The 25644-nt window shown below is 56.9% G+C and carries 26 protein-coding genes and 3 pseudogenes; 21 read left to right on the top strand and 8 right to left on the bottom strand.

Annotated features, from left to right (window positions below):
- The first annotated feature begins 101 nt into the window (after nt 1-101).
- The 12 genes from M1D68_RS14570 (at nt 102) to M1D68_RS14625 (ending at nt 14237) form a co-directional block, all read left to right on the top strand.
- Nucleotides 102-710 (top strand): LysE family translocator, encoded by a 609-nt coding sequence (locus M1D68_RS14570; RefSeq protein WP_457967322.1) that lies wholly within the window; start codon nt 102-104, stop codon nt 708-710.
- A gap of 437 nt (nt 711-1147) precedes the next feature.
- Nucleotides 1148-1798: a hydrolase gene (locus M1D68_RS14575; protein ID WP_305496960.1), complete on the top strand. Its 651-nt coding sequence runs from the start codon at nt 1148-1150 to the stop codon at nt 1796-1798.
- A 362-nt stretch (nt 1799-2160) separates the two neighbouring features.
- Nucleotides 2161-3096, top strand: coding sequence for a pirin family protein (locus tag M1D68_RS14580; protein WP_457967324.1), 936 nt, complete (start codon nt 2161-2163; stop codon nt 3094-3096).
- Between the two features lie 444 nt (nt 3097-3540).
- Nucleotides 3541-4233, top strand: a complete 693-nt coding sequence (locus tag M1D68_RS14585; RefSeq protein ID WP_305496956.1) for a hydrolase — start codon at nt 3541-3543, stop codon at nt 4231-4233.
- A gap of 89 nt (nt 4234-4322) precedes the next feature.
- Nucleotides 4323-4598: a XapX domain-containing protein gene (locus tag M1D68_RS14590; RefSeq protein ID WP_457970729.1), complete on the top strand. Its 276-nt coding sequence runs from the start codon at nt 4323-4325 to the stop codon at nt 4596-4598.
- Nucleotides 4599-4672: 74 nt separating this feature from the next.
- Complete coding sequence (locus M1D68_RS14595; RefSeq protein WP_457967326.1) at nt 4673-6673, top strand: amidohydrolase; 2001 nt, start codon at nt 4673-4675, stop codon at nt 6671-6673.
- A gap of 206 nt (nt 6674-6879) precedes the next feature.
- Nucleotides 6880-7620 (top strand): SDR family NAD(P)-dependent oxidoreductase, encoded by a 741-nt coding sequence (locus M1D68_RS14600; RefSeq protein WP_305496951.1) that lies wholly within the window; start codon nt 6880-6882, stop codon nt 7618-7620.
- Nucleotides 7621-7719: 99 nt separating this feature from the next.
- Nucleotides 7720-8592 (top strand): LysR family transcriptional regulator, encoded by an 873-nt coding sequence (locus tag M1D68_RS14605; protein WP_457967328.1) that lies wholly within the window; start codon nt 7720-7722, stop codon nt 8590-8592.
- 127 nt (nt 8593-8719) lie between these two features.
- On the top strand, nt 8720-9649 hold the full coding sequence (locus M1D68_RS14610; RefSeq protein ID WP_457967330.1) for a LysR substrate-binding domain-containing protein: 930 nt from the start codon (nt 8720-8722) through the stop codon (nt 9647-9649).
- Between the two features lie 335 nt (nt 9650-9984).
- A complete protein-coding gene (locus tag M1D68_RS14615; RefSeq protein ID WP_457967332.1) occupies nt 9985-11697 on the top strand; it encodes a sigma 54-interacting transcriptional regulator in 1713 nt (570 codons plus the stop codon).
- Nucleotides 11698-11988: 291 nt separating this feature from the next.
- The gene (locus M1D68_RS14620; protein WP_457967334.1) at nt 11989-12567 is read left to right on the top strand and encodes a nuclear transport factor 2 family protein; all 579 of its coding nucleotides are present in this window, start codon (nt 11989-11991) and stop codon (nt 12565-12567) included.
- Between the two features lie 194 nt (nt 12568-12761).
- Nucleotides 12762-14237 carry an aldehyde dehydrogenase family protein gene (locus tag M1D68_RS14625; RefSeq protein ID WP_457967336.1) on the top strand — a complete coding sequence of 492 codons (1476 nt, stop codon included), beginning with the start codon at nt 12762-12764 and terminating at the stop codon, nt 14235-14237.
- A gap of 519 nt (nt 14238-14756) precedes the next feature.
- Here the strand turns inward: M1D68_RS14625 and M1D68_RS14630 are convergent.
- The 4 genes and pseudogenes from M1D68_RS14630 to M1D68_RS14645 form a co-directional block, all read right to left on the bottom strand.
- The gene (locus M1D68_RS14630) at nt 14757-15005 is read right to left on the bottom strand and encodes a hypothetical protein (protein WP_431480683.1); all 249 of its coding nucleotides are present in this window, start codon (nt 15003-15005) and stop codon (nt 14757-14759) included.
- 249 nt (nt 15006-15254) lie between these two features.
- Nucleotides 15255-15962, bottom strand: coding sequence for an RES family NAD+ phosphorylase (locus tag M1D68_RS14635; protein ID WP_457967339.1), 708 nt, complete (start codon nt 15960-15962; stop codon nt 15255-15257).
- Nucleotides 15955-16626 (bottom strand): hypothetical protein, encoded by a 672-nt coding sequence (locus M1D68_RS14640; RefSeq protein ID WP_457967341.1) that lies wholly within the window; start codon nt 16624-16626, stop codon nt 15955-15957. The genes M1D68_RS14635 and M1D68_RS14640 overlap by 8 nt, the downstream gene beginning before the upstream one ends.
- 344 nt (nt 16627-16970) lie before the next feature.
- Nucleotides 16971-17260, bottom strand: a pseudogene (locus M1D68_RS14645) (Arm DNA-binding domain-containing protein); the annotation flags it as partial.
- A 120-nt stretch (nt 17261-17380) separates the two neighbouring features.
- Here M1D68_RS14645 and M1D68_RS14650 point away from each other — a divergent pair.
- Entirely contained in the window at nt 17381-17647 is a 267-nt protein-coding gene (locus M1D68_RS14650; RefSeq protein WP_457967343.1) for a hypothetical protein, read from the top strand.
- A 163-nt stretch (nt 17648-17810) separates the two neighbouring features.
- On the opposite strand, the gene M1D68_RS14655 is transcribed toward M1D68_RS14650, so the two are convergent.
- Nucleotides 17811-18596, bottom strand: coding sequence for an alpha/beta fold hydrolase (locus M1D68_RS14655; protein WP_457967345.1), 786 nt, complete (start codon nt 18594-18596; stop codon nt 17811-17813).
- A gap of 491 nt (nt 18597-19087) precedes the next feature.
- On the opposite strand from M1D68_RS14655, the gene M1D68_RS14660 reads away from it, so the two are divergent.
- Nucleotides 19088-20200 carry an endonuclease/exonuclease/phosphatase family protein gene (locus tag M1D68_RS14660; RefSeq protein ID WP_457967347.1) on the top strand — a complete coding sequence of 371 codons (1113 nt, stop codon included), beginning with the start codon at nt 19088-19090 and terminating at the stop codon, nt 20198-20200.
- Nucleotides 20201-20434: 234 nt separating this feature from the next.
- Here M1D68_RS14660 and M1D68_RS14665 read toward each other — a convergent pair whose 3' ends face one another.
- Nucleotides 20435-21061, bottom strand: a complete 627-nt coding sequence (locus M1D68_RS14665; RefSeq protein WP_457967349.1) for a hydrolase — start codon at nt 21059-21061, stop codon at nt 20435-20437.
- Between the two features lie 230 nt (nt 21062-21291).
- On the opposite strand from M1D68_RS14665, the gene M1D68_RS14670 reads away from it, so the two are divergent.
- Complete coding sequence (locus M1D68_RS14670; RefSeq protein WP_457967351.1) at nt 21292-22188, top strand: LysR family transcriptional regulator; 897 nt, start codon at nt 21292-21294, stop codon at nt 22186-22188.
- Between the two features lie 468 nt (nt 22189-22656).
- Here the strand turns inward: M1D68_RS14670 and M1D68_RS14675 are convergent.
- Nucleotides 22657-23336 (bottom strand): annotated as a pseudogene (locus M1D68_RS14675) (ParA family protein); the annotation flags it as partial.
- Between M1D68_RS14675 and M1D68_RS14680 the strand changes: the two are divergent.
- The 4 genes and pseudogenes from M1D68_RS14680 to M1D68_RS14695 form a co-directional block, all read left to right on the top strand.
- Nucleotides 23331-23441, top strand: a pseudogene (locus M1D68_RS14680) (glutamine amidotransferase-related protein); the annotation flags it as partial. The pseudogenes M1D68_RS14675 and M1D68_RS14680 overlap by 6 nt on opposite strands.
- Nucleotides 23442-23519: 78 nt before the next feature.
- Nucleotides 23520-23771: a hypothetical protein gene (locus M1D68_RS14685; RefSeq protein ID WP_457967353.1), complete on the top strand. Its 252-nt coding sequence runs from the start codon at nt 23520-23522 to the stop codon at nt 23769-23771.
- 4 nt (nt 23772-23775) lie between these two features.
- Nucleotides 23776-24072 carry an autoinducer binding domain-containing protein gene (locus tag M1D68_RS14690; protein ID WP_457967355.1) on the top strand — a complete coding sequence of 99 codons (297 nt, stop codon included), beginning with the start codon at nt 23776-23778 and terminating at the stop codon, nt 24070-24072.
- A 39-nt stretch (nt 24073-24111) separates the two neighbouring features.
- Nucleotides 24112-24321, top strand: coding sequence for a helix-turn-helix domain-containing protein (locus tag M1D68_RS14695; RefSeq protein ID WP_457967357.1), 210 nt, complete (start codon nt 24112-24114; stop codon nt 24319-24321).
- Nucleotides 24322-24432: 111 nt separating this feature from the next.
- On the opposite strand, the gene M1D68_RS14700 is transcribed toward M1D68_RS14695, so the two are convergent.
- Nucleotides 24433-24723: a UDP binding domain-containing protein gene (locus M1D68_RS14700; RefSeq protein ID WP_457967359.1), complete on the bottom strand. Its 291-nt coding sequence runs from the start codon at nt 24721-24723 to the stop codon at nt 24433-24435.
- Between the two features lie 239 nt (nt 24724-24962).
- On the opposite strand from M1D68_RS14700, the gene M1D68_RS14705 reads away from it, so the two are divergent.
- Nucleotides 24963-25229 carry a DUF2790 domain-containing protein gene (locus M1D68_RS14705; RefSeq protein WP_457970731.1) on the top strand — a complete coding sequence of 89 codons (267 nt, stop codon included), beginning with the start codon at nt 24963-24965 and terminating at the stop codon, nt 25227-25229.
- Nucleotides 25230-25366: 137 nt separating this feature from the next.
- On the top strand, nt 25367-25555 hold the full coding sequence (locus M1D68_RS14710) for an AbrB/MazE/SpoVT family DNA-binding domain-containing protein (RefSeq protein ID WP_434606351.1): 189 nt from the start codon (nt 25367-25369) through the stop codon (nt 25553-25555).
- Nucleotides 25556-25644: the final 89 nt, after the last annotated feature.

Raw genomic sequence — 25644 nt, forward strand, 5'->3', positions numbered from 1 at the left:
TGCTTTAATGGCTCTATTGAGTGAACCACTCGCGCCGTAGTGTAGCGCCGTCTTCGCAATGGATACGTCTGAGGTCGCCAATGTCACCTGCCGATTATTGGTTGTTTGCGTTTATCGCTGTGGCTCAGGTGGGCTCGCCGGGGCCGTCGACGATCTTTCTAATTAACAACGCCCTGGTTTACGGCCCAGGGCGGGCCATCTGGATTCTCACCGGCGACTTGCTGGCCATCGCGGTGCTCGCCAGTTGTTCACTGCTGGGCATCGACGCATTGCTGAGGGCCAATCCCGGCGTGTTTATGGCGATCAAACTGGCGGGTGCCGGGTATCTGGTCTGGCTCGGCTTCCAGCAACTGCACCTGGCGCGCCACAGCGTGGTCACACCAATTGCCGGCGCGCCGAATGAGCGCTGGTCGACGCTGTGGGGAAAATCGTTTGTGGTGGGCATCAGCAACCCCAAGGCGATTCTGTTTTTTTCGTCCTTGCTGCCGCAGTTTGTCGGCAATCCTGAGCACGCCAATCTCGGCTCGCTGCTGGGCCTGATTGCGCTCTTCGTGCTGATCAAATTCATGGTCTCGGCGACCTACGCGTTAACCGCTAAAAAAATGGCTGACCGGCTGGCCAAGCCGGGCGCGGCGACCTGGGGCAAGCGAATCACCGGCGGAGTATTGGTGATGTTCGGCCTGGTAATGGCAACCGCTGCCTTCGAGTGAGCCCCCTTGAAACTCACCTGTGTGTGACGTGGATATCAGCGCTCTGGCGATTCGGCAATTTGCGCAGCCTGGTCGCAATACTCAATCAGCAGTTCGTTGAGCACCCTGATTTTTCGCGCAGGGTGCTGGCTTGGTGGCCGAACTACATATGCGGCAGCTGGAGGCGGCGGATACCGCGTGATGATCGCCACCAGTGCGCGGCTGGCAGAACGCTCAGTGGTGAACAGTCCGGCAACCAGGCGATGCCGATTCCGGCCAGGTTGGCAGCAATGGCCCTGCGTTCCTTTTTCTGCGACACAGCTAACCGTTTGGCGCTACTACCCGAAGGTAAAGGGGTCCTGCACAGTGCGCTAAGCAGCGTCGCTCAAAGGCGCGCTGTGCGAACACTGACTCCGCTAACAATCCCGCTGACCAAGCGGCAACAAGAGGATGTATTTATGGCTTCGCGTAACGGTCTTGCTTCGCTTCTTCGCCCCGAAGACTCCGTGTTGGTGCTGATCGACCACCAGCCTTTCCAGCTCACCAATTTGAACAGCCACGATCCGCACGCAGCGGTCAACTGCGCGACAGCACTGGCGAAGGCGGCGAAGGCATTTAACGTCCCTACCATTCTGACCAGTGTGATCGGTGAGCGCGGCGGTTGGATCTTTCCGCAAATCACTGATGTTTTCCCCGGCCAGGAAGTGATTGACCGAACCCTGATCAACACCTGGGAAGACAAGAAGGTGGTGGATGCGGTTAAAGCGACCGGTCGCAAGCAATTGATCATCGCTGGCCTGTGGACTGAAGTCTGCGTCGCCATGCCCGCAATTCAGGCGCTGGGCGAAGGCTGGGACGTGACCGTGGTGACCGATGCGTGCGGGGGCGTTTCGGTTGAGGCCCATCAGGTCGCCATCCAGCGCATGATCGGAGCAGGGGCAAATGTCATGACATGGTTGGCAGTCATGGCTGAATGGCAGCGCGACTGGGCACGCCTCGATACGGCGGGCGCGGTAACCGAAGTGCTTCAACAGCACGCCGCCGGTAGCGGCATTGCGTACCTGTGGGAGCAGCAGTTGCTCAACACCCCGGTACCGGTCGAAGGCTGATCCAGCTGGGATGAAGGACTAGCCAGGCGCCGCTCCGTCAGGGGGACTCCCGCCTTCATTCCCGCTTTCTACATATCGAATACCTGATGGCTTGGGGCTCGTGCAACCGACCCGATCTCCCCATTAACCCTGATAAAAGGAACCGTGCGATATCGACGGGCGTTTCTGATTGGCGATCCTTCAACGGTCGGCAGCCAAATGCTGCATGCCTGTGAAACGCTGGGTGGCGTAGCGCGAGCTACCTTCCTGATGAGTACCGCGTCGCTCGACACGGCGGGAATGAAACGTTCGATCGAACTATTGGGCAGCGAAGTCGCATCGGTTATCCGCGCGCTGCCCGCTGCACAGGCAGGAGAACGACCATGATTGAGATGATCATCCAGCAGCGGCGCCGCAACCTTGGTGGCGGCGTTGAAATCGGCCGCGTGCTGCCGTTCGCCAAACAGCGGATGGTTGGCCCGTTTATTTTTTTCGACCATATAGGGCCGCTCGACCTGGCGCCTGAAGTCGGGCGCAGCGCTGATGTTCGCCCGCATCCTCACATCGGTCTCGCGACCGTGACCTACTTGTTTGACGGCGAGGTCATGCACCGTGACAGCCTCGGCCACCAGCAGGTAGTTCGGCCCAAGGAAGTTAACTGGATGACCGCCGGAAGCGGCATCACCCACAGCGAACGCTTCGAGCGCGCACAGGCGCAGGGTGATCATTTGCACGGCATCCAGGCGTGGGTTGCGCTGCCAACCGAGAAAGAAGAAATCGCCCCGAGCTTCTTCCACTACGCCGGCGACGATTTGCCGAAATGGGACGAAGCCGGTGTGACGAGGCAGCTTATTGCGGGAAGCGCCTATGGTCTGACTGCCGGCGCCGAAACCCACTCACCGCTGTTCTACGCCCATTTGGAAATGTTGCCCGGTGCGACCGCCGAAATTCCGTACGGGCACCCGGAGCGCGCGCTGTATGTTGCGGCCGGCACGGTCGAGCTGGGTGGCGCCCGGCACGAGGCAGCCCGCATGCTGGTACTCGGCGCCAACGCTTCGCGCGTTCGAGCCCTGGAGCGTTCCACGGTGATGGTTCTGGGCGGCGAGCCTGTCGGCAAGCGGTATCTGTACTGGAATTTTGTGTCCTCGTCAGAGACCCGACTCGCCCAGGCGGCTGCCGACTGGAAGGGGGGAAGAATGAAACTTCCAGATGCCGATGACGCTGAATTTATCCCGCTTCCGGACGAGCTGAAGCCGCCGCGCTTACCGTCTGAAAAAGCGGCTTTCTCGACGGCGATAGCGCGGACTGATTTCACCTGACCGCGCTGCCATGCTGCGGCTGCATTGATCAAATCACAAAACCTCACTTTGGCTTTACCAAATGATCAATCAGGCTGTCGGCGCAAAACTCCGGCGCCACTGTCTGCCGGTGTAAATATAGTCAGTATATTGTTGATAATTAACCATTTTTTTAGATCTTATGACGATGGCATAGCCCTTGCTCTCCCGCTGACTGTCGCATTGCCTCGCGGTTTGGATTACCACAAATCGCCAAATGGCAGTGAGAACGAAGAACGGATATCGACTGGAGTTTGGTAAACGCCATTGGATAAGGCCTGCATCGATAAATCACGGGGCTTTTCGGCAGCCCCCTGAACTGGCCCGGACAGTGGTACTTGCGGCTACCGGGACGGGCAGCGTTCTGCTCACGCAGCGACGCATAACGCCGCTTTCGCATCGGTCTACCTATAAAGGAAATCCGCCATGTCCAATAAGTTCTTAGAAGTACTGACCCCGCAAAACAGCCAGGTCATTTTCATCGACCAGCAGCCACAAATGGCCTTTGGTGTGCAGTCGATAGATCGACAGGTGTTGAAAAACAACGTGGTGGGGTTGGCCAAAGCTGCTAAAGCGTTCGGCATACCTACGACCATCACTACGGTGGAAACCGAAAGTTTCTCGGGCAATACATACCCTGAATTGCTGGCGGTTTATCCGGAGAACAAAATTCTCGAGCGCAGTTCGATGAACTCTTGGGACGACCAAAACGTTCGTGACGCCTTGGCAAAATCCGCCAGTGCCGGCCGCAAAAAGATCGTCGTATCCGGCCTGTGGACCGAGGTCTGCAACACCACCTTCGCACTGTCCTGTCTGCGTGACACGGACTATGAAATCTACATGGTTGCCGACGCCTCGGGTGGCACCTCGGTTGACGCACACAATTACGCCATGGACCGCATGGTTCAGGCCGGTATCGTGCCGGTGACGTGGCAACAGGTGCTGCTCGAATGGCAGCGCGATTGGGCGCGCAAAGAGACCTACGAGGCCGTGATGGCGATCGTTCAGGAACATTCCGGCGCCTACGGCATGGGCGTGGATTATGCCTACACCATGGTGCACAAGGCGCCAGAGCGTGTGCAGCACGGCGAGCACATCGGTCCAAACCCAGCCAGGTAAGCGTGCAGTGAAAGAGCTATCGCGCGCCGTTAAGGCGATAGCTCTCCCCCATCGCCGTTATTGTCCAGAACACGAGGTGGAGCATGAAAATGTATGCATTGTCCCTGGCCGCCGGCCTGCTTGTTGGTGTCGTCTACAGCCTGCTGAGCGTGCGCTCACCCGCACCGCCGCTAGTGGCTTTGGTCGGGCTGCTTGGAATTCTGGTCGGTGAACAGATCATCCCGATAGGCAAGCAGATGCTATGTGGAGCAGCGTTCAGCGCGGCCTGTGACAAAACGCACGCCTTGAGTCATGTACTGGGTCAGTTGCCTGGTCGAGCTGCGCAGCAGCAGGAGCAGCAGGTGCAAGAGTCCAAGCAGACGTGAGCAATCAGTTCTGGCGTTCACCTATTTCCAGAAGCAACTGGAAACGGGCTTCGTATTTGTGAGGACCACAACCTATGACATCGCGCCGAAAGTTTCTCGGGACCGCCTCCACGCTCGCGTTGGGTGGCGTCTTTGGGCACAACGCTTTTTCCGAAACGCTTAGAAAGGAAAGGCCCACTATGAGCGACTCCATTCCCGAAATCATTTTCCGCAATGGTGAGATCACTACATTGGATCGCACCAACCCGGTCGCCAACGCCGTAGCAATTAAAGACGGCAAGTTTCTGGCAGTAGGTTCAGACCAGGAAGTCATGGCGCTGGCTGGTTCAGCTACAAAAATTGTCGACCTCAAGCGGCGTTGCGTACTGCCCGGCTTAGTCGACAATCATATCCACATGATCCGCGGCGGCCTTAACTACAACCTGGAATTGCGCTGGGACGGAGTGCGTTCGTTGGCTGACGCGATGGACATGCTCAAGCGTCAGGTGGCTAACACGCCAGCACCGCAATGGGTCCGCGTGGTCGGTGGCTTTACCGAACACCAGTTCGTTGAAAAGCGCTTGCCCACCATTGCCGAGATCAATGCTATCGCGCCCGATACGCCTGTATTCCTGCTGCATCTCTATGACCGGGCCTTGCTCAATGGCGCGGCCTTGCGTGCGGTTGGCTACACCCGCGACACACCCGAGCCACCCGGCGGGCAAATTTTTCACGATGCCAATGGCGCCCCGACTGGCCTGCTGTTGGCCACGCCCAACGCGACGATTCTTTACGCCACGTTGGCCAAGGGGCCGAAGCTGCCCTTCGACTATCAGATCAACTCCACCCGCCATTTCATGCGTGAACTCAATCGCTTGGGTGTGACAGGGGTTATTGATGCGGGCGGCGGTTTCCAAAACTACCCCGACGATTACGCAGTGATTCAGAAGTTGGACAACGAAGGTCAGATGACGGTCAGGCTGGCTTACAACCTGTTCACCCAGAAACCCAAGGAAGAAAAGGAGGATTTCCTCAAGTGGACCTCCAGCGTCAAGTACAAGCAGGGTAACGACTACTTCCGTCACAACGGCGCGGGTGAAATGTTGGTGTTCTCCGCAGCTGACTTCGAGGATTTCCGCCAGCCGCGGCCGGACCTTCCGCCCGAGATGGAAGGCGACCTGGAAGAGGTTGTACGCATCCTCGCGCAGAACCGATGGCCGTGGCGGTTGCATGCCACCTACGACGAAACCATCACTCGTTCGCTGGATGTATTTGAGAAAGTTAACCAGGACATCCCCCTGGCAGGCATCAATTGGTTCTTTGATCATGCCGAAACGATCTCGGACAAATCGATCGACCGGATCGCTGCACTCGGTGGTGGCATTGCCGTGCAGCATCGCATGGCCTATCAGGGCGAGTATTTTGTCGAGCGCTACGGCGCCCGTGCCGCAGAGGCAACGCCCCCCGTGGCGCGCATGCTGGAAAAAGGCGTGAAAGTGTCAGCGGGCACCGACGCCACCCGCGTCGCCTCTTACAACCCTTGGGTTTCGCTGTCTTGGATGGTCACCGGTAAGACGGTGGGCGGTCTGAACCTGTATCCCCAACGCAACCTCCTCGATCGCGAAACCGCGTTGCGCATGTGGACAGAGAACGTCGCCTGGTTCTCTAACGAGGAGGGCAAACGCGGCCGCATCCAAATTGGTCACTTTGCGGACCTGATTGTGCCGAGCAAAGACTACTTCGCCGTACCTGAAGACGAGATTTCTTTTCTCACCGCTGATCTGACCGTGGTGGGGGGGCGCGTGGTCTACGGTGCGGGCCCTTTCGCCCCGCTTGACAACAACCCGCTACCACCCGCCATGCCCGACTGGTCCCCAACGCGTACTTTCAAAGGTTATGGCGCCTGGGGCGATCCAGAGGGTGCGGGCAAAAACTCGTTGTCGCCGACGCGCGCCCACCTCGCCGCTTCGTGCGGGTGTGCAAGCTTTTGCGGCCTGCACGGGCACGACCATGCCGGTGCATGGGGCTCCAATGCTCCGGTATCGGACCCCCGAAGTTTCTTTGGTGCACTGGGCTGCTCCTGTTGGGCCGTGTAAGAAGAGCCACCGTTGTGACGGAGGTGTCGCGCTGCGGTTGCATCGCTGTAAAAGGGGACTGCATGTTCCCCTTTGTGCGACACAGTAAGGCATTTTTTAAGGCTACAAACGCGGGAACTGCAACCCTACTATCCGCTCCGTCGGCGCGCTTGCCCAACCTTGGTGACGGCGGGCGACCCAATAACTGTTAAGCACAAAGGTGAGTAATGATCGATTTGAACGGCAAACGTGCGCTGGTGACGGGAGGTGCTCGCGGGATCGGCGCTGCAATCGCAGTGGCGCTGGCGGAGAACGGCGCCGATGTTGCGTTCACCTACCAGCACTCGATGCAAAAAGCTGAGTCCGTGGTCAAGTCCATCGAAGAAAAAGGCTCCCGCGCAATTGCTATTCAAGCCGACAGTGCCAACCCAGAAGCCATTGAAGGCGCTGTCGGGCAGGCCGTCTCGGCGCTCGGTGGCCTCGATATTCTCGTTAACAGCGCGGCGATCGGCTTAAGCGGAATGATCGTTGACATCAACGTGGACGACTATCAAGCGCTGATGGACATCAACGTACGAGGCCCCGTTCTGTTTGCCAAGGCGGTTATCCCGCATCTGTCCGCTGGCGGACGAATCATCTCAATTGGCTCGGGATTGGCTGAGCGAGTGCCGTTTCCGGGCGTCACCGCCTATGCGATGTCGAAGTCGGCGCTGCTCTCCTTTACCCGCGGCCTGTCCCGCGAACTTGGCCCCCGTGGTATCACCGTAAACCTTGTTCAGCCGGGGTCGATCGACACCGACGCAAACCCAGCAGATGGTCCTGGGGCCGATTTCCAGCGAAGCCTGTCGTCCCTGGGGCGTTTTGGCGAGCCTCATGAAGTAGCGAGCGCGGTGGTCTTCCTGGCGAGTCCTGCCGCGAGCCTGGTGACCGGCTCCATCCTGACCGTGGACGGCGGGGCGATCGCTTAACCTTCCGCATCCAGAAAGGCTGCTCACGGCAGTCGCCTAGCTCGGTCTGCTGGTCAGGGGCTGAGGCACACTTGAGGCCGCTTGCAGAGGCGGGAAGCATTGGATATTGAAGACCTTCAAACCTTTATCGAGGTTGCTGATGCGGGCGGCGTATCGCCTGCGGCGCGGCGCCTGGGTGTCACGAAATCCATCATAAGCCGCACGCTCCTGCGGCTAGAGACCCGGCTGGGCGTTCAGTTAATTGCCAGAACCACCCGGGGTGCCGCAGTTACTGAAGCAGGAGCGGCCTTCCGGGAGTACGCCTCGCGCATCGTCACCGAGTTCGACGCCGCCAAGGAAGCCGTTATTCCGGCTGGAGACCTTCGAGGCCGCTTGCGAATCGCAGCCCCCATCTCATTTGGCCCGACGCATATTGCTCCCGTACTTGCGGAAATGGGGCGGCGTCACCCTCAACTTCATATTTATACGAGCTACAGCGATCGAATCGTGGACCTGATCGGCGAGGGATACGACTGCGCTATTCGGGTAGGACATCTACAGAGTTCCAATTTCATCGCTAAGCGTGTGGGCAGCATTCACGGCAAGCTCGTAGCCAGCCCTGACTACGTAAAAGCACATGGGGCGCCAGAGGCCCCCCATGAGCTTTTCGAACATGAATCCCTGATGCAGGGCGTGGAAGCCTGGCGGTTTATGGATGGCGAAAAAACCATCACGATCAATCCACAGGGCCGCTTCAAGGCCGACAATCCTGTCGCGCTCGCTGCGGCAGCCGTCTCCGGCCTGGGCCTGGGGTACCTCTCTGATAGCGTGATTGATGAGCACATCAAAACCGGCGCTCTGGTGCCCGTAATGCTCAGGTACCCCCCCATGCGAGCTGGCATTTACATTGTTCGACCGCACAGCCAATACCCGACGCGAAAAGTACGGGTGCTGACAGACATGCTGGTCGAGTGGTTCGCAAACGCAGGCTAGCGCCCCTCCACCCAAGCGATTATTCGATGCAGCCGATCAGTTTGCTTTGTGCTGGTATTGTGAAAGCAAGTTGCGCTCGGGCAGGCCGTCTAACAGCGTGCAAGTCAATTTCCTTTGGACTTTGAGTATGAACAAGCTATCTGAAATGCAGGCTTTAGTGGCAGTAGGGGACACGGGGAGTATTTCCGAGGCCGCTCGTCGTTTGGGCACGGCTAAGTCGATGGTTTCTGAGCGCATCCAGCAATTGGAAAAACGCCTAGGTTGCATCCTGCTAGAACGTGGCCGGCAGACTCGCCTGACCGAATCTGGTGAGGTCTTTTACCGTCATTGCACCAGGATCCTTGCCGATATTGAAGATGCCGAAAACGCAGTGCTGACTTCTCAGTCGATTGTTCGAGGGAGTTTACGCATCGCTGTTCCGATGGCGTTCGGTATGCGATATCTGACCCCAATGTTGGCGTCTTTTGCCGAGCAATACCCCGACTTGAACCTGGACGTTGAGTTCGACGACCGCCGCGTCAACTTGCAGGAAGAGGGTTTTGATGCGGCGGTACGCATTGGCGAATTACCGGACTCTTCGCTGATCGCCAAAATCATTACGCCTAACCGCCATATCATCTGTGGCAGCCCCGGCTATCTAAGTAGGCATGGCACGCCTCAGATACCCCAAGACTTGGCTCAGCATTTCGCCATGCTCTACGTTAATCGCGAACCACATGGCATGTGGACGCTGCCGGTGAACGACACATTGCAATCATTTCGCGTGCGCTGCCGAATGCGTACTAACTGCGGCCATCAGTTGATGGAGGCGGCAAAGACCGGTCTAGGGCTCGCTATATTGCCCACATTTCTGGCCGCCGAGGCAATCGTAGCCGGGGAATTGGTGGAAGTGCTGGAACCTTATGCCCCTCGAGGAGGAAACATTTCTATCGTTTATCGTCAGTCGCAAAAAGCCTCGTCCAAGCTCCACGCGCTGAGCAACTTCCTTAGCGAAGCGATCGGCGATCCGCCAATTTGGGAGCGGATGCTAGCGGTCAGTTCGCAAGCGCAGTATTGAGTCGTTCGAGAAAAACGAAACACCGAACCGGTTTTTCCAGGCTTATGGTCGGGCACTCCACGACTTATCCTTTTTAATGCTCAGCGCTTCAACGGTCTGGTCCGGTGAGAAGGTGAATGCCCAGGGTTTGCGCCCCGCTGTCGGCATAATTACTAACGCCTTGGTCAGGGCTTTGATGTTCTGCGTGCGCCCTGTGCGCCTTGGCGGCTTTGCTTTGCCAGGTCCGCCCGACTCTACCGGTCCCATTGGCTAGAATCGAGCGACGGCATGATCGCTCTTTTCAGTCCTCTCATTAGGCGCAAAAAATAAACCGACATCAATCGAGGCGTCATTCAATGGTTGCGAGTTACAAGCCGGGGCTCACGTATTCCGGCTTTCAGGACCTGAGCGAGCAGATCCGGTTTCAAAGCACAGAAGGCAAGATCTGGTTTGGCGAACAGAGAATGCTGCTGATGCAAGTGTCGGCGATGGCTAACTTGCGCCGTGAACTCATGAATACGCTCGGGATCGAGCGCGCGAAGGGTTTTTTCCTCAGGCTTGGCTACCAATCGGGCCTCAAAGATGCCGAAATGGCGCACAAGCTTAGGCCAGACAGTCCGCAGTTGGAGATGTTTCTGGTTGGTCCGCAGTTGCACTCTCTGAAGGGCATGGTCAACGCGAAACCCATTCAGCTTGAGGTTGATCAGGAGACCGGCCACTTCTACTGCGAACTTGAATGGATTGACTCATTTGAAGTCGAGACCTGTCTGACCGAGGTGGGGCTGATGGAGGAGCCGGTTTGCTGGTCCTTGTTGGGCTATGCATGCGCGTACAGCTCTTCGTTCATGAAGCGGGAAATCATCATCCAGGAAACAAGTTGCCGCGGATGCGGGGATGAGCGCTGCATCATCATTGGAAAGCCCGCTGAGGAATGGGAGAACGCTGCGCAGTTCAGACGTTACTTTCAAGCCGACCCCATCATCGAGGAACTGTATGAACTGCAATCGCAGATCAGCTCACTGCGCACGAGTCTCGCGAAGCAGGAAGGTCATTACTACGGCATAGGTCGCTCGCCTGCTTACCTTAAGGTATGCAGGATGATCGACAAGGCAGCCAAGGGCAGGATTTCGGTTTTGCTGCTCGGAGAAACGGGTGTCGGCAAAGAGGTTATCGCCCGGAGCGTGCACCTTCGAAGCGAGCGTGCCGAGCAAGCATTTGTAGCGGTGAACTGTGCTGCCATTCCGCAGGATCTGATTGAAGCCGAGTTGTTTGGCGTCGAAAAAGGCGCGTATACCGGCGCCAATCAGACCCGCCCGGGGCGCTTCGAACGCGCCCACGGCGGTACCATTTTTCTGGACGAGGTGGTGGAACTAACGCCCAGAGCGCAGGCGACCCTGCTGCGGGTGTTACAAGAGGGTGAGTTCGAACGGGTGGGAGACTCTCGGACTCGCAGGATCGATGTGCGAGTCATAGCGGCCACCAATGAAAGCCTCGCCGACGCAGTCGAGGCGGGTCGATTTCGCGCTGATCTGTATTACCGCCTGAATGTGTTTCCGGTACAGGTTCCGCCCTTGCGCGAACGGCTTGAGGACCTGCCGCTGCTGGTCGAGCACTTTCTAAGCAAATTTCACCTGCAGTACCACAAGCGCACGCTGGGTCTGTCGGACAAGGCTCTGGAACTGTGCCTTCAATACGCCTGGCCCGGGAATATCCGCGAATTGGAGAATGTGCTCGAACGTGGTGTCATCCTGACCGACAGCAATGAAACCATAGGACAAGAGGCGCTCTTTGCCGTCTTCCCGAAGGCGAGCAATCAGCTCGGTGACCGTATCAACGCCGACGGCGCGCTCGTCCAGGCCACCGACGCGCAAAGCGCCGCCGATTGGATCACGCAGATCTTCGAAATGAACGTAAGCCTGGAGGCTGTGGAAGAACAGCTGATGCGACGCGCAATGGAACTTGCTCAACAAAACGTTTCGCAAGCCGCTCGCATTTTAGGCCTGAGCCGCCCTGCACTGGCTTACCGGCTGAGAAAAAACGGCATCCTCGACGACGGACGCGCCGACTGACTGGCATCGGCCGCCCTTACAGGCGGCTCTGACAATGGTGATCCTCCAGCCGGAGGTAACTTCTCGTCATTTATCAAATCCGCAATGGCTCACCATGCCTTGATCAAATAATTAATCCAGAACGCCGGATACGCGCCATGCTCCATTCTGATTTTTATTATCCTATTGATATGTAAGGCATTTATATAGGGTTCATGGCCATGGCATAGCCTTTGCTCTAGTACTGCCAGCCGCATTTATACAGTCCCGTATAGAGCGGCACCGCAATGGTAGTCAAAACGGAGAAGGCTCATGAACACCTATAAAATTAAGTCGCTCGCTGCAGCAATTACGCTTGCCACGTGCATTTTCACTCTCACGCCTGCAGCGGCACAGTCGACTAGCGAAGCGCAGTCTGCCGCTTCACTTTCGGTTGTCATGGAATTCCTGGCCAACACGGCGCCCGACAAAGTTGAAGCTGCTGCAAAGAGACTTGCGGCTCCAGACGCAACCTATGTCTCGCTCAACTTCGAGAATCCGGAACTGCAAAAAATCATGCCATGGACCGGCACTAACAAGGGTCCAACAGCTTTTAGCTCGCTATTCATGCAGGTCTCGGATTACTGGAAGATCGAAGACTTCACCGTCACTACCAAAATCGCATCCGGCGAGGATGTTGCGATCTTCGGTAAGTTCACTTACCGCTCCGTGGCGGTCAACCACGTGTTCACCTCACCGTTTTCCATACACGCCAAGGTTCGTGACGGAAAGATGACCTACTTCCAGTTCATGGAAGACACCTACGCGTCTGCCAGTTCGTTCCGGCAGTCTGGTTCGTGGACCGTAAAGACATCAAAGAACGCCGCCCCCTTCACGGTAGGGGCCCACTGACGCCCTCCATCACGGGGTTGAACACTTGCGGACAGATTGGCCGCAGAACCAGTTCGCTTCTGCCGGCAGATGGCTCCCAGCTGCATGGCAGCTTATGGCGCGTTTCTATCTGTATGCGACATGCGACTGGACTTGATGCCGTTTGAGCAAGGCCTTGCTGACACTTCGCAACAGACAAGATTTGAGAGTTAGTCATGAATATTGATACCCCGCACACGTCCAGGCATGCGTTGAATTGGGTCGGCGGCGAGTGGGTGGGCTCGGATACGATCCGTGGGTCCATCAATCCTGCCACTTACGAGCTTATCGGCACCTATGCCGAAGGGGGGAGTGAAACCGCTGCGGCGTGCATCGTCGCGGCGAAACGCGCAATGCGCGAGACCGATTGGGTACACGACCGCAAGCTGCGTGCGCGTGTGCTCGACAACCTAGCAGACGCTTTCGAACGTAATCGGGGCGCGCTCATCAAGATCCTCTGCGCCGAAAACGGCAAGATTCAACGCGAGGCCGGCTTCGAGGTCGACCTTTGCGCCCCGTCACTACGCTATTTTGCCGGGATCGTGCGCACTGATGCCGGGCGGGTCGTGGACTCAAAGCCGGGCAGAATCGCGCTTGTGATGCGTCAGGCGATGGGCGTGGCGGGGATCATTGTCCCTTGGAATTCCCCGATAATTCTGACGGTACGATCGCTCGCACCTGCCTTGGCGGCCGGGTGTGCGGTAATCATTAAGCTGCCGGGCAAAAGCGCGCAGATCGCCGCAACCCTTTCCAATATCTTCGCCAACATAACGGATCTGCCCCGCGGCGTGATCAATATGTTCACCGACGAGACAGGCGAGGGAGCCAAGCATCTAGTCGCCTCTCCCGAGGTGCCGGTCATCAGTTTCACGGGTAGCACAGCGACCGGAAAAGCGATCGCGCTAAGCGCTGCACCGCACTTCAAGCGCATTGGACTCGAACTCGGCGGAAAGACCCCTTCGATCATTTTTAACGATACCGATCTCGACCTCGCGCTGCCCGCACTCCAGACGTCGGTGACCATGTTCGCAGGGCAGTTCTGCGTGACTGGCCAACGGGTCATCGTGCAGGAAGGGATCGCCGACGAGTTTCGCGAACGCTTCGCCAAGCGCCTGCGCTCGGTACAGGTCGGGCCTGCGGCGGACCTGTCGAGCGATATGGGCCCGATGATCGACCGCGAGAATGTCGAACGCGTCGATAAAATCGTCGAGCGCGCCATTGCGGACGGCGCCGACGTCATTGTGCGAGGCGGGCCTGTCACCGAGGGCTTGCTGTCGAAAGGCGCGTTCTTTCGCCCGACATTTCTGGAGGTCACCGATTCAACGATGCCAGTAGTCCAGGAAGAGACTTTCGGGCCGGTCGTCACTATGCAGAGGTTTGCTACGGAACAGGAGGCCGTCGCGTTGGCAAACGACAGCATCTATGGCTTGGGGGCCAGTATCTGGACGCGCGATCTCTCCAAGGCGCTGCGGATCGCGCCCAGGATCGAAGCGGGCATGGTGTGGATCAATGAATGGGGAGCACTCGGCGAAGACACGGAGGAAGGCGGTTCCAAGCACTCGGGGATCGGCCGTTTGAATGGTGTGGCGGCGATTGAGGACTTCACCGAACTCCGAACGATCACACTCAACCCAGGGCTAATGAACGTCTAGGAGCGGGCAGCTTTGTTCAAACACACTGAAGACAGGTTTATTCCGCCGCTCAAGTCGTCCGCTGCTGGCCGATTGCTGCCACTGAATCTCAGCAAGTACTCTCTCGGCTTACCGCCCTTTGGTTTCCACCCCTTCCGCTGCTACGCTATTGAGTCCTCGATTGGAGTCGAAACAGGCCCACCGAATATTCACTTTCTGATGTTCTCGAGCGGCTGTACCAAAATCAGCTCGCCTTGGAGGCCGCAGTGATGGAACTGACCTTGAAGGTAGAAGACCAAGGTGCAACGGAGATTGGTGCTAACGTCCGAGGTGCACTTCAAACCATCGGAGAGAACGCCGGACACATCAAGCAGGGCTTGGCTAAGCTGAGAGCCCAGGGTCACTGATTTGACGGCCCATGCGATGGCGAGCTTGGCGGCTGTCTTTCGCGCAAAGCACAAAGACTGACATGACGAATATGCAGATTTCCCGCGCGCTGCGCGGCGAAATCGTGAAGATATTGGCGCTCTCAACCTCCCGTTATGAAAGGTGGCGCACCTTGATAATCCTGCCCGAAGCTACCTTATGCTTGGGCTTGGCCATCCGAATAACCGTGTGCGGACCATCGGCCGTTGTTTCAACGAGCATGCCATCTCTGATTTCCATCACACTGAGTCCGGCCGCCAGCGTATTGATATAAGCAGCTTTGATCGCGCCTTTCACCATGGCTGGAATTTTCTCTTCCAGCCGGCTCACCAGCTCATCACTTAACATCTGGTTGACGTCCATAACGAGCTCCGCATTCTAAGCCAGAACGGAACCACCCATCGTTATTGCTGCGCTCTGTGGCAAGCACAGCCCCTTCTTTGGGATGTACGCGAGACGTGTCTGGCCGTCAACACCACATAAAACTTGTACGGAAATTACCATTAATACCCCCATAAAAACTCGCCGTCTTCGGCAAGATCTAATGACTGAGGAATGGCAATTCCAGCCTCAGAGAGCGGATCCCAGGGGCCACTGTTCGGTCATTTTGACTCAGCTTTTTCCCGCGATGATAACGACCCCAATCCGCTCTGCCAGATTGAGCACCGTGTCGAACACAGTCGAGTCGCCGGTCAAGCTGCGTGACGCCCCCTGCGGATCGAGTGCGCCGTCAGGAATCCGGTCACCAAAGAGCACCACCGCACGTGCCGAATCATCTTGTCGCGACACCCAAGACAGCCCTTGGGCATCTGGACACCGACGGTGGATTGCCTCGGCCCATTTGCGCGTCGCAGGATATTGATCTTTCTCAGTATCGATCAATTGTTTGCGCGTGATGCCTAGTTTCCGTAGGGGCACGCTGGACAGATCAACCAACTGCAGCGGATGGCTAACCTGGACGGCAGAATGCACCTGTCCAGTCAGCTTGCCTTTGTCGAAGCTCTTAAACCCAGCCGTATGGGGAACGTCGTGGAAGACGGTCTCCATCAAGGCGCAATCGACTGTCGTGCCGCCATACAAGGTGGGAATCGCCCGCCCCTGATCATCCTGGATCGGGCTGAAGCGTGCGTTGCCATGCACACCAGGATTGAATTGATCAGGCTGATACTTATCCTGGTGCACACGATGAAGCACATCGCCGTTGACGATCACGGTGAAAGTGACGTGCAACGTAGCCGCAGGCATTGGGGTAACGGACGCCGCCAAATCTGTGGGAGACGTCGCCCTACCCTCACTGGACTCGGTACGCTGCTTAGCCATGGACAACGCCCTGGATTTCATCCTGTGCGGCAGCAATCACCCGATCAGGCGCCGATGCCAACAGGTCCTGAGGTCTTTTGCCGCCCAGAAAACTATTATCGGAGCGAAACCAGTAAGCCATCCCCCAGCCGTCCTTGTGGCCAGCGAAAGCCTCAATGACTTTGGCTAATGCCTTGAACGGCCGATAACTCGCATCCGGATCCAAGCCGTAACCAGGGAAATAGTCGACCCCACCGTGATTGATGGCAAATATCTGCCCCTGCTTTTTCCATTTGTTGGGCTGGGCACTCGGGTTTCGGGTACTCAACTGGGCCACCTGCGCGATATCCGCGGCGGTCAGCCAATCACCGCTTTCCAATACCACTTTGCGGGCTTGGACCAGCATTGCCGCTTCCTTGAGCAGTCGAGGCGAAGGCGGCTTTCGCGTCACAAACACCTCGGCCAGGCGCTCGAGCGACTTAGGGTCCTGACGCTCCTGCAGCACCTCATACATCGACGAAGCCACATTGGCGAAGTTTTCCGCCAAGGCCTCAAATACATTGAGGTTGACCTGATCGAAAGACACGACCAGCACTCGATCCGCATGCGAGCGGCTCAAGCTAGCCCGAGCCTCCTTCGGCGTACCGACCAACGTGGAGACGCCCGACTGCTCTGTAACGCTCATGGAAATCTCCTCTCCAGTTATCTACGTTATCTAATCCTAGCATAGTTGTGATAACCCTAGCTCTAGCCTAAGCTCCATTCATCCGGATGCATAGGTAGGTTTGAGTGGAGCACACCATGCCGTCGATCAGCACGGTGACTCTGGGACGAAAAGCCTAAGGATACGATCTTGGCTTTTTCAGTTATGCGAGCGAGCTCAAGACCAGCAATGGTGGACCGAGAGTTGGCATAAACCAGTTCAGCACTGCTTGAATTCCCAGCAGTCCACGACGTCAGATCGGGCGGTCCCGCCCCTACCTCCCTAGGGCTGAAGATCTGCATCACATCGTCCTAAGAAGGTGTTTTCTCGGCCAACAGTTTGGCATTGCGCTCAAGGCGTCGCTGATCGCGGGGATCGATTCCCTTCGCGACCAGCGCCCTGGCGATATCACGCAGCGCGCAAGCATCGCGCAGACCTATTTCAGGATAAGTACCTAGCGAAATACGAGTCTGCTTGCCCGCCCCAAAAAAAAGCGGAAGTTCCAGCTCTTGGTGCCGTTCGTATTCACGAAAAGCGCGAGGCCATCAAAGTCAGGAAGGGTATAGTTTTTGGCGCGAGGTTTGGCGTGCCGGACCGCCATACTGGCAAGAACCATCGCACTAATTCCACTCATATGGATGAAAGAGTGTTGTAAAGTATTCAGAGTGCCAAGCAGCTCTAAAAACTGACTTACCAAGCGTCGAACTGATGCACATAAAAAATGTACTAAAAAATCGTGGATATTGATGTATCAGGATGGATTTTACTGAAAAAAAAAGAGACCGAAGTCTCTTTCTTTGGTTTCTACATACTTCAATGGAAGTCTATAGAAAAATATTTGGAGCGGGAAACGAGACTCGTATCAGGTGTCCGACTCATTGAAATTTATAGGGTTTCTTTTCTTGCCGAAGCAGGAAAAGACTTAATTCTGGACTTGTTTTTGGGGTGTTTCAAGGACCAAGAAGGCGGGATTCCGGGCTGTGCCATTTCCTTCTACCTATAGCTAGTTGGGCGGAAAGCGTTCGGTCTGGACAGTTACTCACGGCGCAGTGGTCGTTCTGGCCACAGGTTCTTATGCGGTACGGTAGTTACCGCGAACTGATCGATATCGGGGAAACAGCAATTAGGTTTGAAACCACTGAACCAACCGGGACCAGCGGCTTTCGTTAGTGGAACCGGGCAGTGGATGTATGCCTGGCGATAAAATGCTGGACGATCCGCGCCAGGCCAAGGGGATCTTCGGCGGGCATCAGGTGCCCACCAGGCAACGAATACAGATACCCGTGGAGCAATTGCCGGTGCAAGGCAATACTGACCGTCGTTGGGATCAACCGGTCATCCCTGCCAACGATGACCGCAGTCGGACACTGGAGCTGCCGTGCCTGCGACGACACGTCCAATGCACGATTGAGTTTCATCTGGGCGGCAACACCCGGCCAATGGACCCGTTGGTAAAAGTCATATATGCACGTGGCCACCTGAACGGCGGACAGGGTTCCCAGCCAAGAAATGGAGAAGCCGCGCGTCACAATTTCGGCCGCCAGTTTCCTTGGATGATCCTCGAGCAGCCGTTGCCAATAGTCGAAGGTCCGGCGCACTTGCGGCTCAAGGCCATTGTCGAAAGGCGCAATCAAGGTCAGCGAATGCACCTGCCGCGCCATCAGCCTCGCCACTTCCACAGCCAACGCGGCACCTAATGAATAGCCGACCAGATGAAACCTCTCCACGACGCAATCCCGAATCCGCCCGGCGATCAGCTTGCCCAGGTCTTCGAGCGTTTTCTCAACCGTGCTCCACTGGTCCAACCGCGACAGGTCAACAGCCAGGAGTCGGTATTCGCCGTCCAGATAACCAGCGAATCTTCCCCACGTGGAGAGCGGACTCCCTGCGGTACCGTGAATCAGCACCAGACAGGCCTGCCCTTCTGAATTCAACTCTACCAACTCCAACACTTGCGCACCTTCCCAGGACTGACTCCGATCCGATCGTCAGGCGACCGACATCAGCCGCAGCAGCTCGTAATGGCGCCATGCTCGCAATATTTCGAACCGGTGCCAGAAGGCTACGGATGCGTCGTACCGAAATCCTCAGGGCATGCAGCGCATCTGGATCAGTGCACGCCTCCAAACGAGCCAGGGCATGGTAGAGGGAGACTTGTAGCTTAATAATTTCACCGACGTACCTGCTAACAAAGGACATAAGCATCTTCCTGTCATCAATGTTCGCTAAAGACTAGCAACAAACGGCGCTGACAACATTTTCGTATTATTTCGGCTTGATACATGGATTTAACTGCTGAAAAACGGTACCAAATCCTCAGCTGTCAGCGATCAATGCCTATGGCCCAGGAAACAAGCGTCAGGTTCATTCATCTCAACGTCACCACTGGATGTAAAGCTGGTCTCAACCAACATGCCAGGGCGCTGGGAACGAAGGACTGCCAATGAGACTTGCCACGTACAACGTCGAAAACCTCTTCAATCGCGCCGCGGTAATGAACCTTGAGGGATGGGGAAAGGGTAAACCGACGTTGGAGCGCTTCGCAAAATTCAATGCCTTGCTGGGCCAACAAGCCTATTCAGCAGCAGATAAGCGGCTCATGGTGCGTTTGCTGGATGAGCTGGGGCTTAGCCGCTCAGACCAGGGGCCCTTCACCCTGCTTCGGCAAAATCGCGGCAGCTTGGTCAAACGATCCCGCAGCGGGGAAATAACAATTGTCGCCAATGGGCGATCCGATTGGGTCGGCTCGCTGGAGCTAATTCAGGCGCCTGTTGACGAAGAAGCCATGCGCAACACTGCCAGGGTCATGATTGATCTGAAAGCCGATGTACTGGCGGTGGTGGAAGCGGAAAGCAGGCCTGCGCTACGCGACTTCAACACTGAGATCATTGGTGGGTTAGGCGGTGATGCGTTCAGCCACGTGATGCTGATTGATGGCAATGACGAGCGCGGTATTGATGTCGGCGTGGCCACGCGCGCAGGCTTTCCAATCGGAACCATGCGCAGCCATGTGGATGATCGTCTGGACGCAGGCCCCCTGATTTTTTCGAGGGATTGCCCAGAGTTTCATCTTTCGATGCCATCCGGCCTTCGGTTGGTATTGTTAGTCAATCACTTCAAAAGCAAAGGCTACGGCAGTCTCTCTGACTCGGCCAAAAGAAGATTTGCCCAAGCCAGTCGAGTGAAGGAGATCTATAACTCGCTGATTGAACAAGGCGAACAACATATCGCCGTTGTTGGTGACTTGAACGACACGCCGGGCAGCGACGCATTGAAGCCGCTCCTTGCGGATACGACGCTGAAGGACGCATTCACTCACAAGCGTTTCGATGACGGCGGTTATCCTGGAACGTACGGCTCGTGCACAGCCGCCAATAAAATTGATTATCTACTGCTGTCGCCGGAGCTCTTTCTGAAAGTAAAAGCTGGTGGGGTTTACCGCAAGGGAATGTGGCCAGGTTCAAGACCGGTACGCTGGGAGACCTACCCGGAAATCATCAAGAAAGAAAATGCGGGGTCCGACCATGCTGCTGTGTGGGTGGACCTAGATATTTAAGCAATTTGGAGCTAACCGCTAACTAGCTGTTCGACTTCGCAGCCTCTATTCTTTGCACCTGAGATCTGTCCCGCTCCAGACATTCAGATTTAGACGAGATCATCGCGGTTGATTTTATTCGTCCCCTACACCAGATTTGACAGTTAGATTGGCTCATGGCCCCCACTCAGAGTGGAGGTGGCGCTTTTGCAAGCGCCACCTCCACTCTATTTGCACCTTCTTGAGTTGTGTCTTCTATAGAGCTTTCTCGGCGTTAAAACCGTCGAAGTTCTCGAAGACGCCCATGAAGCCAGGAACAGTCGACTCGCGTGCCCAGTCACGCTGGAGCTCGCAGTACATCTGCACGCGGCTGATGAGTTTCGCGCCTGCCTGCTCGATTCTGCGCAGGGCCGCTTCGTGCGCGGCGGGCGAGGTGCCGCCGACCGCGTCGACCGGCACATAGACCTCGTAACCTTCCTGAATCGCATCCAGTACCGGGAAGGTCAGGCAGGCTTCGGTCCAGAGCGCGGTCATGATGAGTTTGCGGCGGCCGAGCGCTTTCACTGCCTGCTTGAACTCGATGTCCTCCCAGCTGTTGATGGTCGTGCGGTCATAAGTCGGCAGTTGGCCGAGTACGTCCTGCAGCTGTTGAATTGGCGGCTTGTTACGGCCGGTACCGACGTTGACCGTTGAGTGAATGATCGGGAGGTTGTAGTTGACGGCTGCCTTGGCAACGCTGGTGATGTTGAAAACCAGCTCGTCGCGAGGCATCGAGCGGATCGAGGAAACCTGAATCGGCTGATAATCGATGATGATCAGCGCCGAATTTTCGGGGGTCAGGAGGTGGTCGGTATGGGGATTGCGGATCGTCTCGCTTGTCATGTGTAGTCCCTGTTCTCAGTTGTGATGCACGCATGTCGGAGGGCCAGTGCATGCTCGGGTGGCCGGGCGCGACGGTGACGACGCGTCTACTGATATTGTTAGTGGATTGGTTTTTCCGGGAAACGTACGCCAGCGGCGACGTTGCCCGGAGCAAGGATTATGCTGTTGCGAATTTTGCCGCAGTAGTAGCATCCCGAGGCTAGCTGTGTCGCACAAAGGGGAACGCCGATTTGGATATCGAAGAGCTGCAAACATTCGTCGAAGTGGCCGATGCGGGAGGGGTTTCGCCAGCAGCGCTGCGGCTTGGCGTGTCCAAGTCGATCGTCAGTCGCCGGCTCGCTCGGCTTGAGGCGGAACTAGGCATCCAACTGCTTGCACGGACCACTCGCGGGGCTGCCGTTACTGAAGCGGGGGCGACGTTTCGAGACTATGCAGCCAGGGTCTGCGCCGAGATTGAGGTGGCCAAGGAAACGATCCTGCCGCAGGGCCCCCTTCGCGGCCGCTTGCGCGTTGCGGCGCCGTTGTCCTTTGGTCCCACTCATTTCGCGCCTATGCTCGCGGAAATGGCGCGCCGCCACCCCGAACTCCATATCCAGACCTGCTACAGCGATCGCTTCGTTGACCTCATTGCCGAGGGTTTCGATTGTGGGATACGCGTCGGTTACCTTCCGGACTCCAATCTGATCGCAAGGCGTATCGGCCCGATCTACACGAAACTCGTCGCCAGTCCAAGCTATATAAAAGCGCATGGGGCACCCGAGTCACCGGAGGAACTCGCCACGCACGAGGCGCTCATGCAGGGCACCGAAGCGTGGCAATTCATGGATGGCGATAAGATCATCACGGTTCGTCCCCAGGGGCGCTTCAAGGCGGACAACGGCATAGCGATCGTGGCTGCCGCGTCCGCAGGGCTCGGCGTCGCGTACCTTCCGGACTGCCTGACCTACGAGCATGTGACCTCAGGGGCGCTGGTGCCGATCATGACCCGGTTCCCACCGCCACCGGCGGGCGCCTATGTGGTCCGTCCGCCAGGTCAGCATCCGGCACGGAAGATACGGATGCTTGCAGAGCTGCTGATCGAATCGTTTGGACAGTCTCCGCACTTTGCGGGGCCTGCTCGTATTTGATGCGCAGCAAACTCACCACTGGCCGTCCAGGTCATTTCAAGCTATTGAGCTACGTTGGTCATAAGCCGACTGTCTATCGGTATCGGTCGATTAGCAAAAGGGTCGTAACGAGTCCGATCAACGCGCCATGGACAACCTTAATGAGCGGCGGAGTCGGTAACGACATTCTGGTCGAAATAGAGGACGCCTTGGCATGCTTACTACCAGGTTGCACGGTCAAAATGTGTCCTTTGCGCCGACGGTACTGCCTCACTCTCGGTGGCCGGTGAGACCGGGGAGTCATTCGCAGTGGTGGGACTGGTGAGAAGCGACTATCGAGGGGAACCTGGATTAAAAAGCCTCGCCAAACACATCTTTGGAGACATCCCGCTAGCCCGACAGGCTTGAAAACTCACAGAGCGCAGCCGCTTGGCAATCTCAGCAATCAATCCAGCATGACCATCCCACCGCAACAAAAAGCCCGCCACTCTAGTGGTGCCCGGCCTCCGACCTGTGGAGCAGTTCGACAAACTGGGCAGTTAGCTTGTGGTTAGGCGCCAGGTTAATCAGGGGCAGGCACCGCTCATGTGACTCTCTCATCTTGACCGAGCTACTCAGGTAAACCGGAAGCACCGGCAGCCCTACATCGATCAACTCCTCGACCGTCGTACGATGAAACCCAGCTGTGTTCGAATATTGATTGATGACAATGCCTTCAACGACCAGTGACTCATTATGGTCAGCTTTGAGCTCTTCAACCTGGGCCATTACCTGATAGAGGGCATGGCGGGCGAAAGTGTCGCAGTCAATGGGATCAGAACAGCATCGGACGCAATCAGAGCGCTGAAGGTATAGAAATTCATCGCGGGCGGCGTATCTATGTAGATACGGTCGTAATCCTGTGCAAGCTCTTCCAGCAGTCGACGACATTTGTTGATTTTGAATTTTGCTTCAAGCTTTTGCTGTAGGTCCGCTAGCTCGCTGCTGGCAGCGATAATGTGCAAATTGTCATGGACAGTCTCAAAAATACGAACGCGATTATTCTTGGCTGCCAGCCCTGAAGACAGTGTTTGTTTGAAGAAATCAGCAATGCCGACCGGCGCATCGTCGCCAGTCAAGCCAGTTAAGTAATGAGTGGTATTGGCCTGTGCATCAAGATCGAGCGTCATCGCCACCTGCCAGTGGAAGGTGTGCAGTTTCACCCTGAGAGCATCCTGACCGAAAACGGCCTGGACCTGTTTCGCAGTTTCATCAAGTGTTACGTGCACCAGTGATCCGCCAGAAGGGGCGCACTCCCCTTCTTTTCCGTACTCCAGCTGTTTCATTCCCGCTATAACAAGAGCGACTCGTTTATGGACGAACACAACTCCCCCGTCTGCAGCCGGAACCAGGCCGGGCGTACCGCACCGCTGACCGCCTTCATGAGTCTCGCCAAAGATGCTAACCGTTGCGATTGGGAGCGCCTGCTGAACAAAGTGCTGCGTCAGCTCGGCTTCGGCAGCTACCTCATCAGCCTGGGACCGGCAGCACCGAGGGATACCGACCCTCTCGCCGGCCTCATCACCAACCTTTCCCAAACGCTGGCTGGAACACTATCGCGGTGACGGGTTGATCGAGATCGACCCGATACTCAGGCACTGTCGACGCGAACTGCTACCTTTTTTCTGGGACAGCGAGCGCAGGCGCGCCCGTGGACGTTCCCGGCACTTCTGGCAACAACGCGAGCAACACGGCCTGCGCAGCGGCCTGAGCATCCCGCTGCGCTACGAGCTGCTCAGGGGAATACTGAGTGTGGCTTTCGATGACACCCAGATCACGGAACAGGAGGGCTTTTCCAACCCTGCCGTTTATCAACTGTTCATGCTCATCCCCTACCTGCTCGCCGGAATGCGCCATCAGCTGTAGGTTCCTGCCCAACCCTGCCAGGACCTCACGCCCAAGGAGTTGGACTGCCTGTATTGGGCCAGCGTCGGCAAGACCACTTGGGAGATTAGCCACATCCTGACCTGTTCCGAGCGCACCATCGACTTCCACCTGCTCAATGCCCGACGCAAGCTGGGTTCGGTGAGTCGCCAACAGGCCGTCAATGCTGCAGTGGCCTGCGGGCTGGTCATGCCGACAGTTGCCCCACCGGTTAACAGACGCCAGAAATGATAACCCTCGGCCTCGTAGGACTCCCGATCCAGGACAGCCTTGACATCAATCACACACGCCCCGGGCAATAACTTGGTGCGCATTTGCTGCAATGAGGTGCGCCGATAGGCCTCATGCGGCACAGCCACGATCAGCGCATCGCCTGCGGGCAGCTGTTCCCCAACTGCTCAATGCGCAGTCGTACTGACACATGACCGTCGCCGGGTCGGCCAGTGGGTCATTCACATGGACGTTGACGCCATAGGCTCGCAATTCGACGATGATGTCGTGAACCTTCGAATTGCGCACATCTGCGCAATTTTCCTTGAACGTGATTCCCATCACATTGATCGTCGAGCCCTTCACCACACGGTTGGAGGAGATCAGCAGCTTGATGGTTTTCTCGACGATCCACTTGCCCATGCCATCATTGATTCGCCGCCCGGCAAGGATCACCTGGGGATGGTAATCAAAAGCATCTTAAACCTGCGGATGGCCGCCACTCGCCAGACACCTGGGCTACTTCTTCGGGAACCGCAGCGACCCCACAATACCATTCGGCACATGCTAGCAAACAACGTCTCGGAGTCGTATGGATTGATCGGTTGGCAGTCGCCACACGGCTTGCGACCCCTGTTCTCGACAGAAATGACCGGACGCGGATACAACCGAGACTGGATCGAGCGCCCGCTGGCTCACGTCGACATCAGCTTCATCCGCGACGTGCACAACCACGCAGCCTACTTGAGTTCGCACCGCACGTTGAGGTCTACGGGATGCGGCTCGACGTGGCGAAGGTGATCAGCATGACATCGACCAAGGCGAGCTGTGACGTGATGCCAGCACAGATGAACTATGAGGATTCCAGCGGGGACCTGAAAATCCTTGAGTACCGGACCGCTGGTATCGGTTGCCGGGGCCAGAACTGAGCACGGACCGAGCGGGCAGGACTTACGCTGGTAAAAAGCCGGGTTGAAGCGTCAATTCCGGCGATTGATCGCCTGGTTACCGGCTTTCATGACTCGTGGAGTACGATGAGGATTGATAGCTTAGGCAGGAGAGCCCAATGACTGAATCAGCGCGCACCACGGTAAAGTGCCTTGATCCCGGCGATGGCTCCGGCGATGTGATTGTGGAATTACCCGACGATATTCTGCGCGAGCTCGGGCTCACGACGGGCGACAGACTCTTCATCGAGCTCATCAATGGCGATATCGTACTCAAGCCAGTCCGCGAGTGCCGTGAATCTGATTAGCTGCCCTTTGCAAGCGCTCTGTCTCGTCATGTTGAGCTGATGAAGCCTTTCCAGCGGGGGTACAAAGGACGGCGTCAGCCTACCGCCGT

The organism is Pseudomonas sp. R4-84 (genome assembly GCF_054130985.1).

Excerpts from the sequence above, each read along its gene's own strand:
- M1D68_RS14590 (WP_457970729.1), top strand. The coding sequence starts at position 4,323 with ATGTATGCATTGTCCCTGGCCGCCGGCCTGCTTGTTGGTGTCGTCTAC.
- M1D68_RS14710 (WP_434606351.1), top strand. The coding sequence starts at position 25,367 with ATGACTGAATCAGCGCGCACCACGGTAAAGTGCCTTGATCCCGGCGAT.
- M1D68_RS14640 (WP_457967341.1), bottom strand. The coding sequence starts at position 16,626 with ATGAGCGTTACAGAGCAGTCGGGCGTCTCCACGTTGGTCGGTACGCCG.
- M1D68_RS14575 (WP_305496960.1), top strand. The coding sequence starts at position 1,148 with ATGGCTTCGCGTAACGGTCTTGCTTCGCTTCTTCGCCCCGAAGACTCC.
- M1D68_RS14700 (WP_457967359.1), bottom strand. The coding sequence starts at position 24,723 with ATGGGCAAGTGGATCGTCGAGAAAACCATCAAGCTGCTGATCTCCTCC.
- M1D68_RS14665 (WP_457967349.1), bottom strand. The coding sequence starts at position 21,061 with ATGACAAGCGAGACGATCCGCAATCCCCATACCGACCACCTCCTGACC.
- M1D68_RS14600 (WP_305496951.1), top strand. The coding sequence starts at position 6,880 with ATGATCGATTTGAACGGCAAACGTGCGCTGGTGACGGGAGGTGCTCGC.
- M1D68_RS14615 (WP_457967332.1), top strand. The coding sequence starts at position 9,985 with ATGGTTGCGAGTTACAAGCCGGGGCTCACGTATTCCGGCTTTCAGGAC.
- M1D68_RS14585 (WP_305496956.1), top strand. The coding sequence starts at position 3,541 with ATGTCCAATAAGTTCTTAGAAGTACTGACCCCGCAAAACAGCCAGGTC.
- M1D68_RS14580 (WP_457967324.1), top strand. The coding sequence starts at position 2,161 with ATGATTGAGATGATCATCCAGCAGCGGCGCCGCAACCTTGGTGGCGGC.
- M1D68_RS14635 (WP_457967339.1), bottom strand. The coding sequence starts at position 15,962 with ATGGCTAAGCAGCGTACCGAGTCCAGTGAGGGTAGGGCGACGTCTCCC.
- M1D68_RS14620 (WP_457967334.1), top strand. The coding sequence starts at position 11,989 with ATGAACACCTATAAAATTAAGTCGCTCGCTGCAGCAATTACGCTTGCC.
- M1D68_RS14685 (WP_457967353.1), top strand. The coding sequence starts at position 23,520 with ATGGACGAACACAACTCCCCCGTCTGCAGCCGGAACCAGGCCGGGCGT.
- M1D68_RS14625 (WP_457967336.1), top strand. The coding sequence starts at position 12,762 with ATGAATATTGATACCCCGCACACGTCCAGGCATGCGTTGAATTGGGTC.
- M1D68_RS14610 (WP_457967330.1), top strand. The coding sequence starts at position 8,720 with ATGAACAAGCTATCTGAAATGCAGGCTTTAGTGGCAGTAGGGGACACG.
- M1D68_RS14660 (WP_457967347.1), top strand. The coding sequence starts at position 19,088 with ATGAGACTTGCCACGTACAACGTCGAAAACCTCTTCAATCGCGCCGCG.
- M1D68_RS14630 (WP_431480683.1), bottom strand. The coding sequence starts at position 15,005 with ATGGACGTCAACCAGATGTTAAGTGATGAGCTGGTGAGCCGGCTGGAA.
- M1D68_RS14595 (WP_457967326.1), top strand. The coding sequence starts at position 4,673 with ATGACATCGCGCCGAAAGTTTCTCGGGACCGCCTCCACGCTCGCGTTG.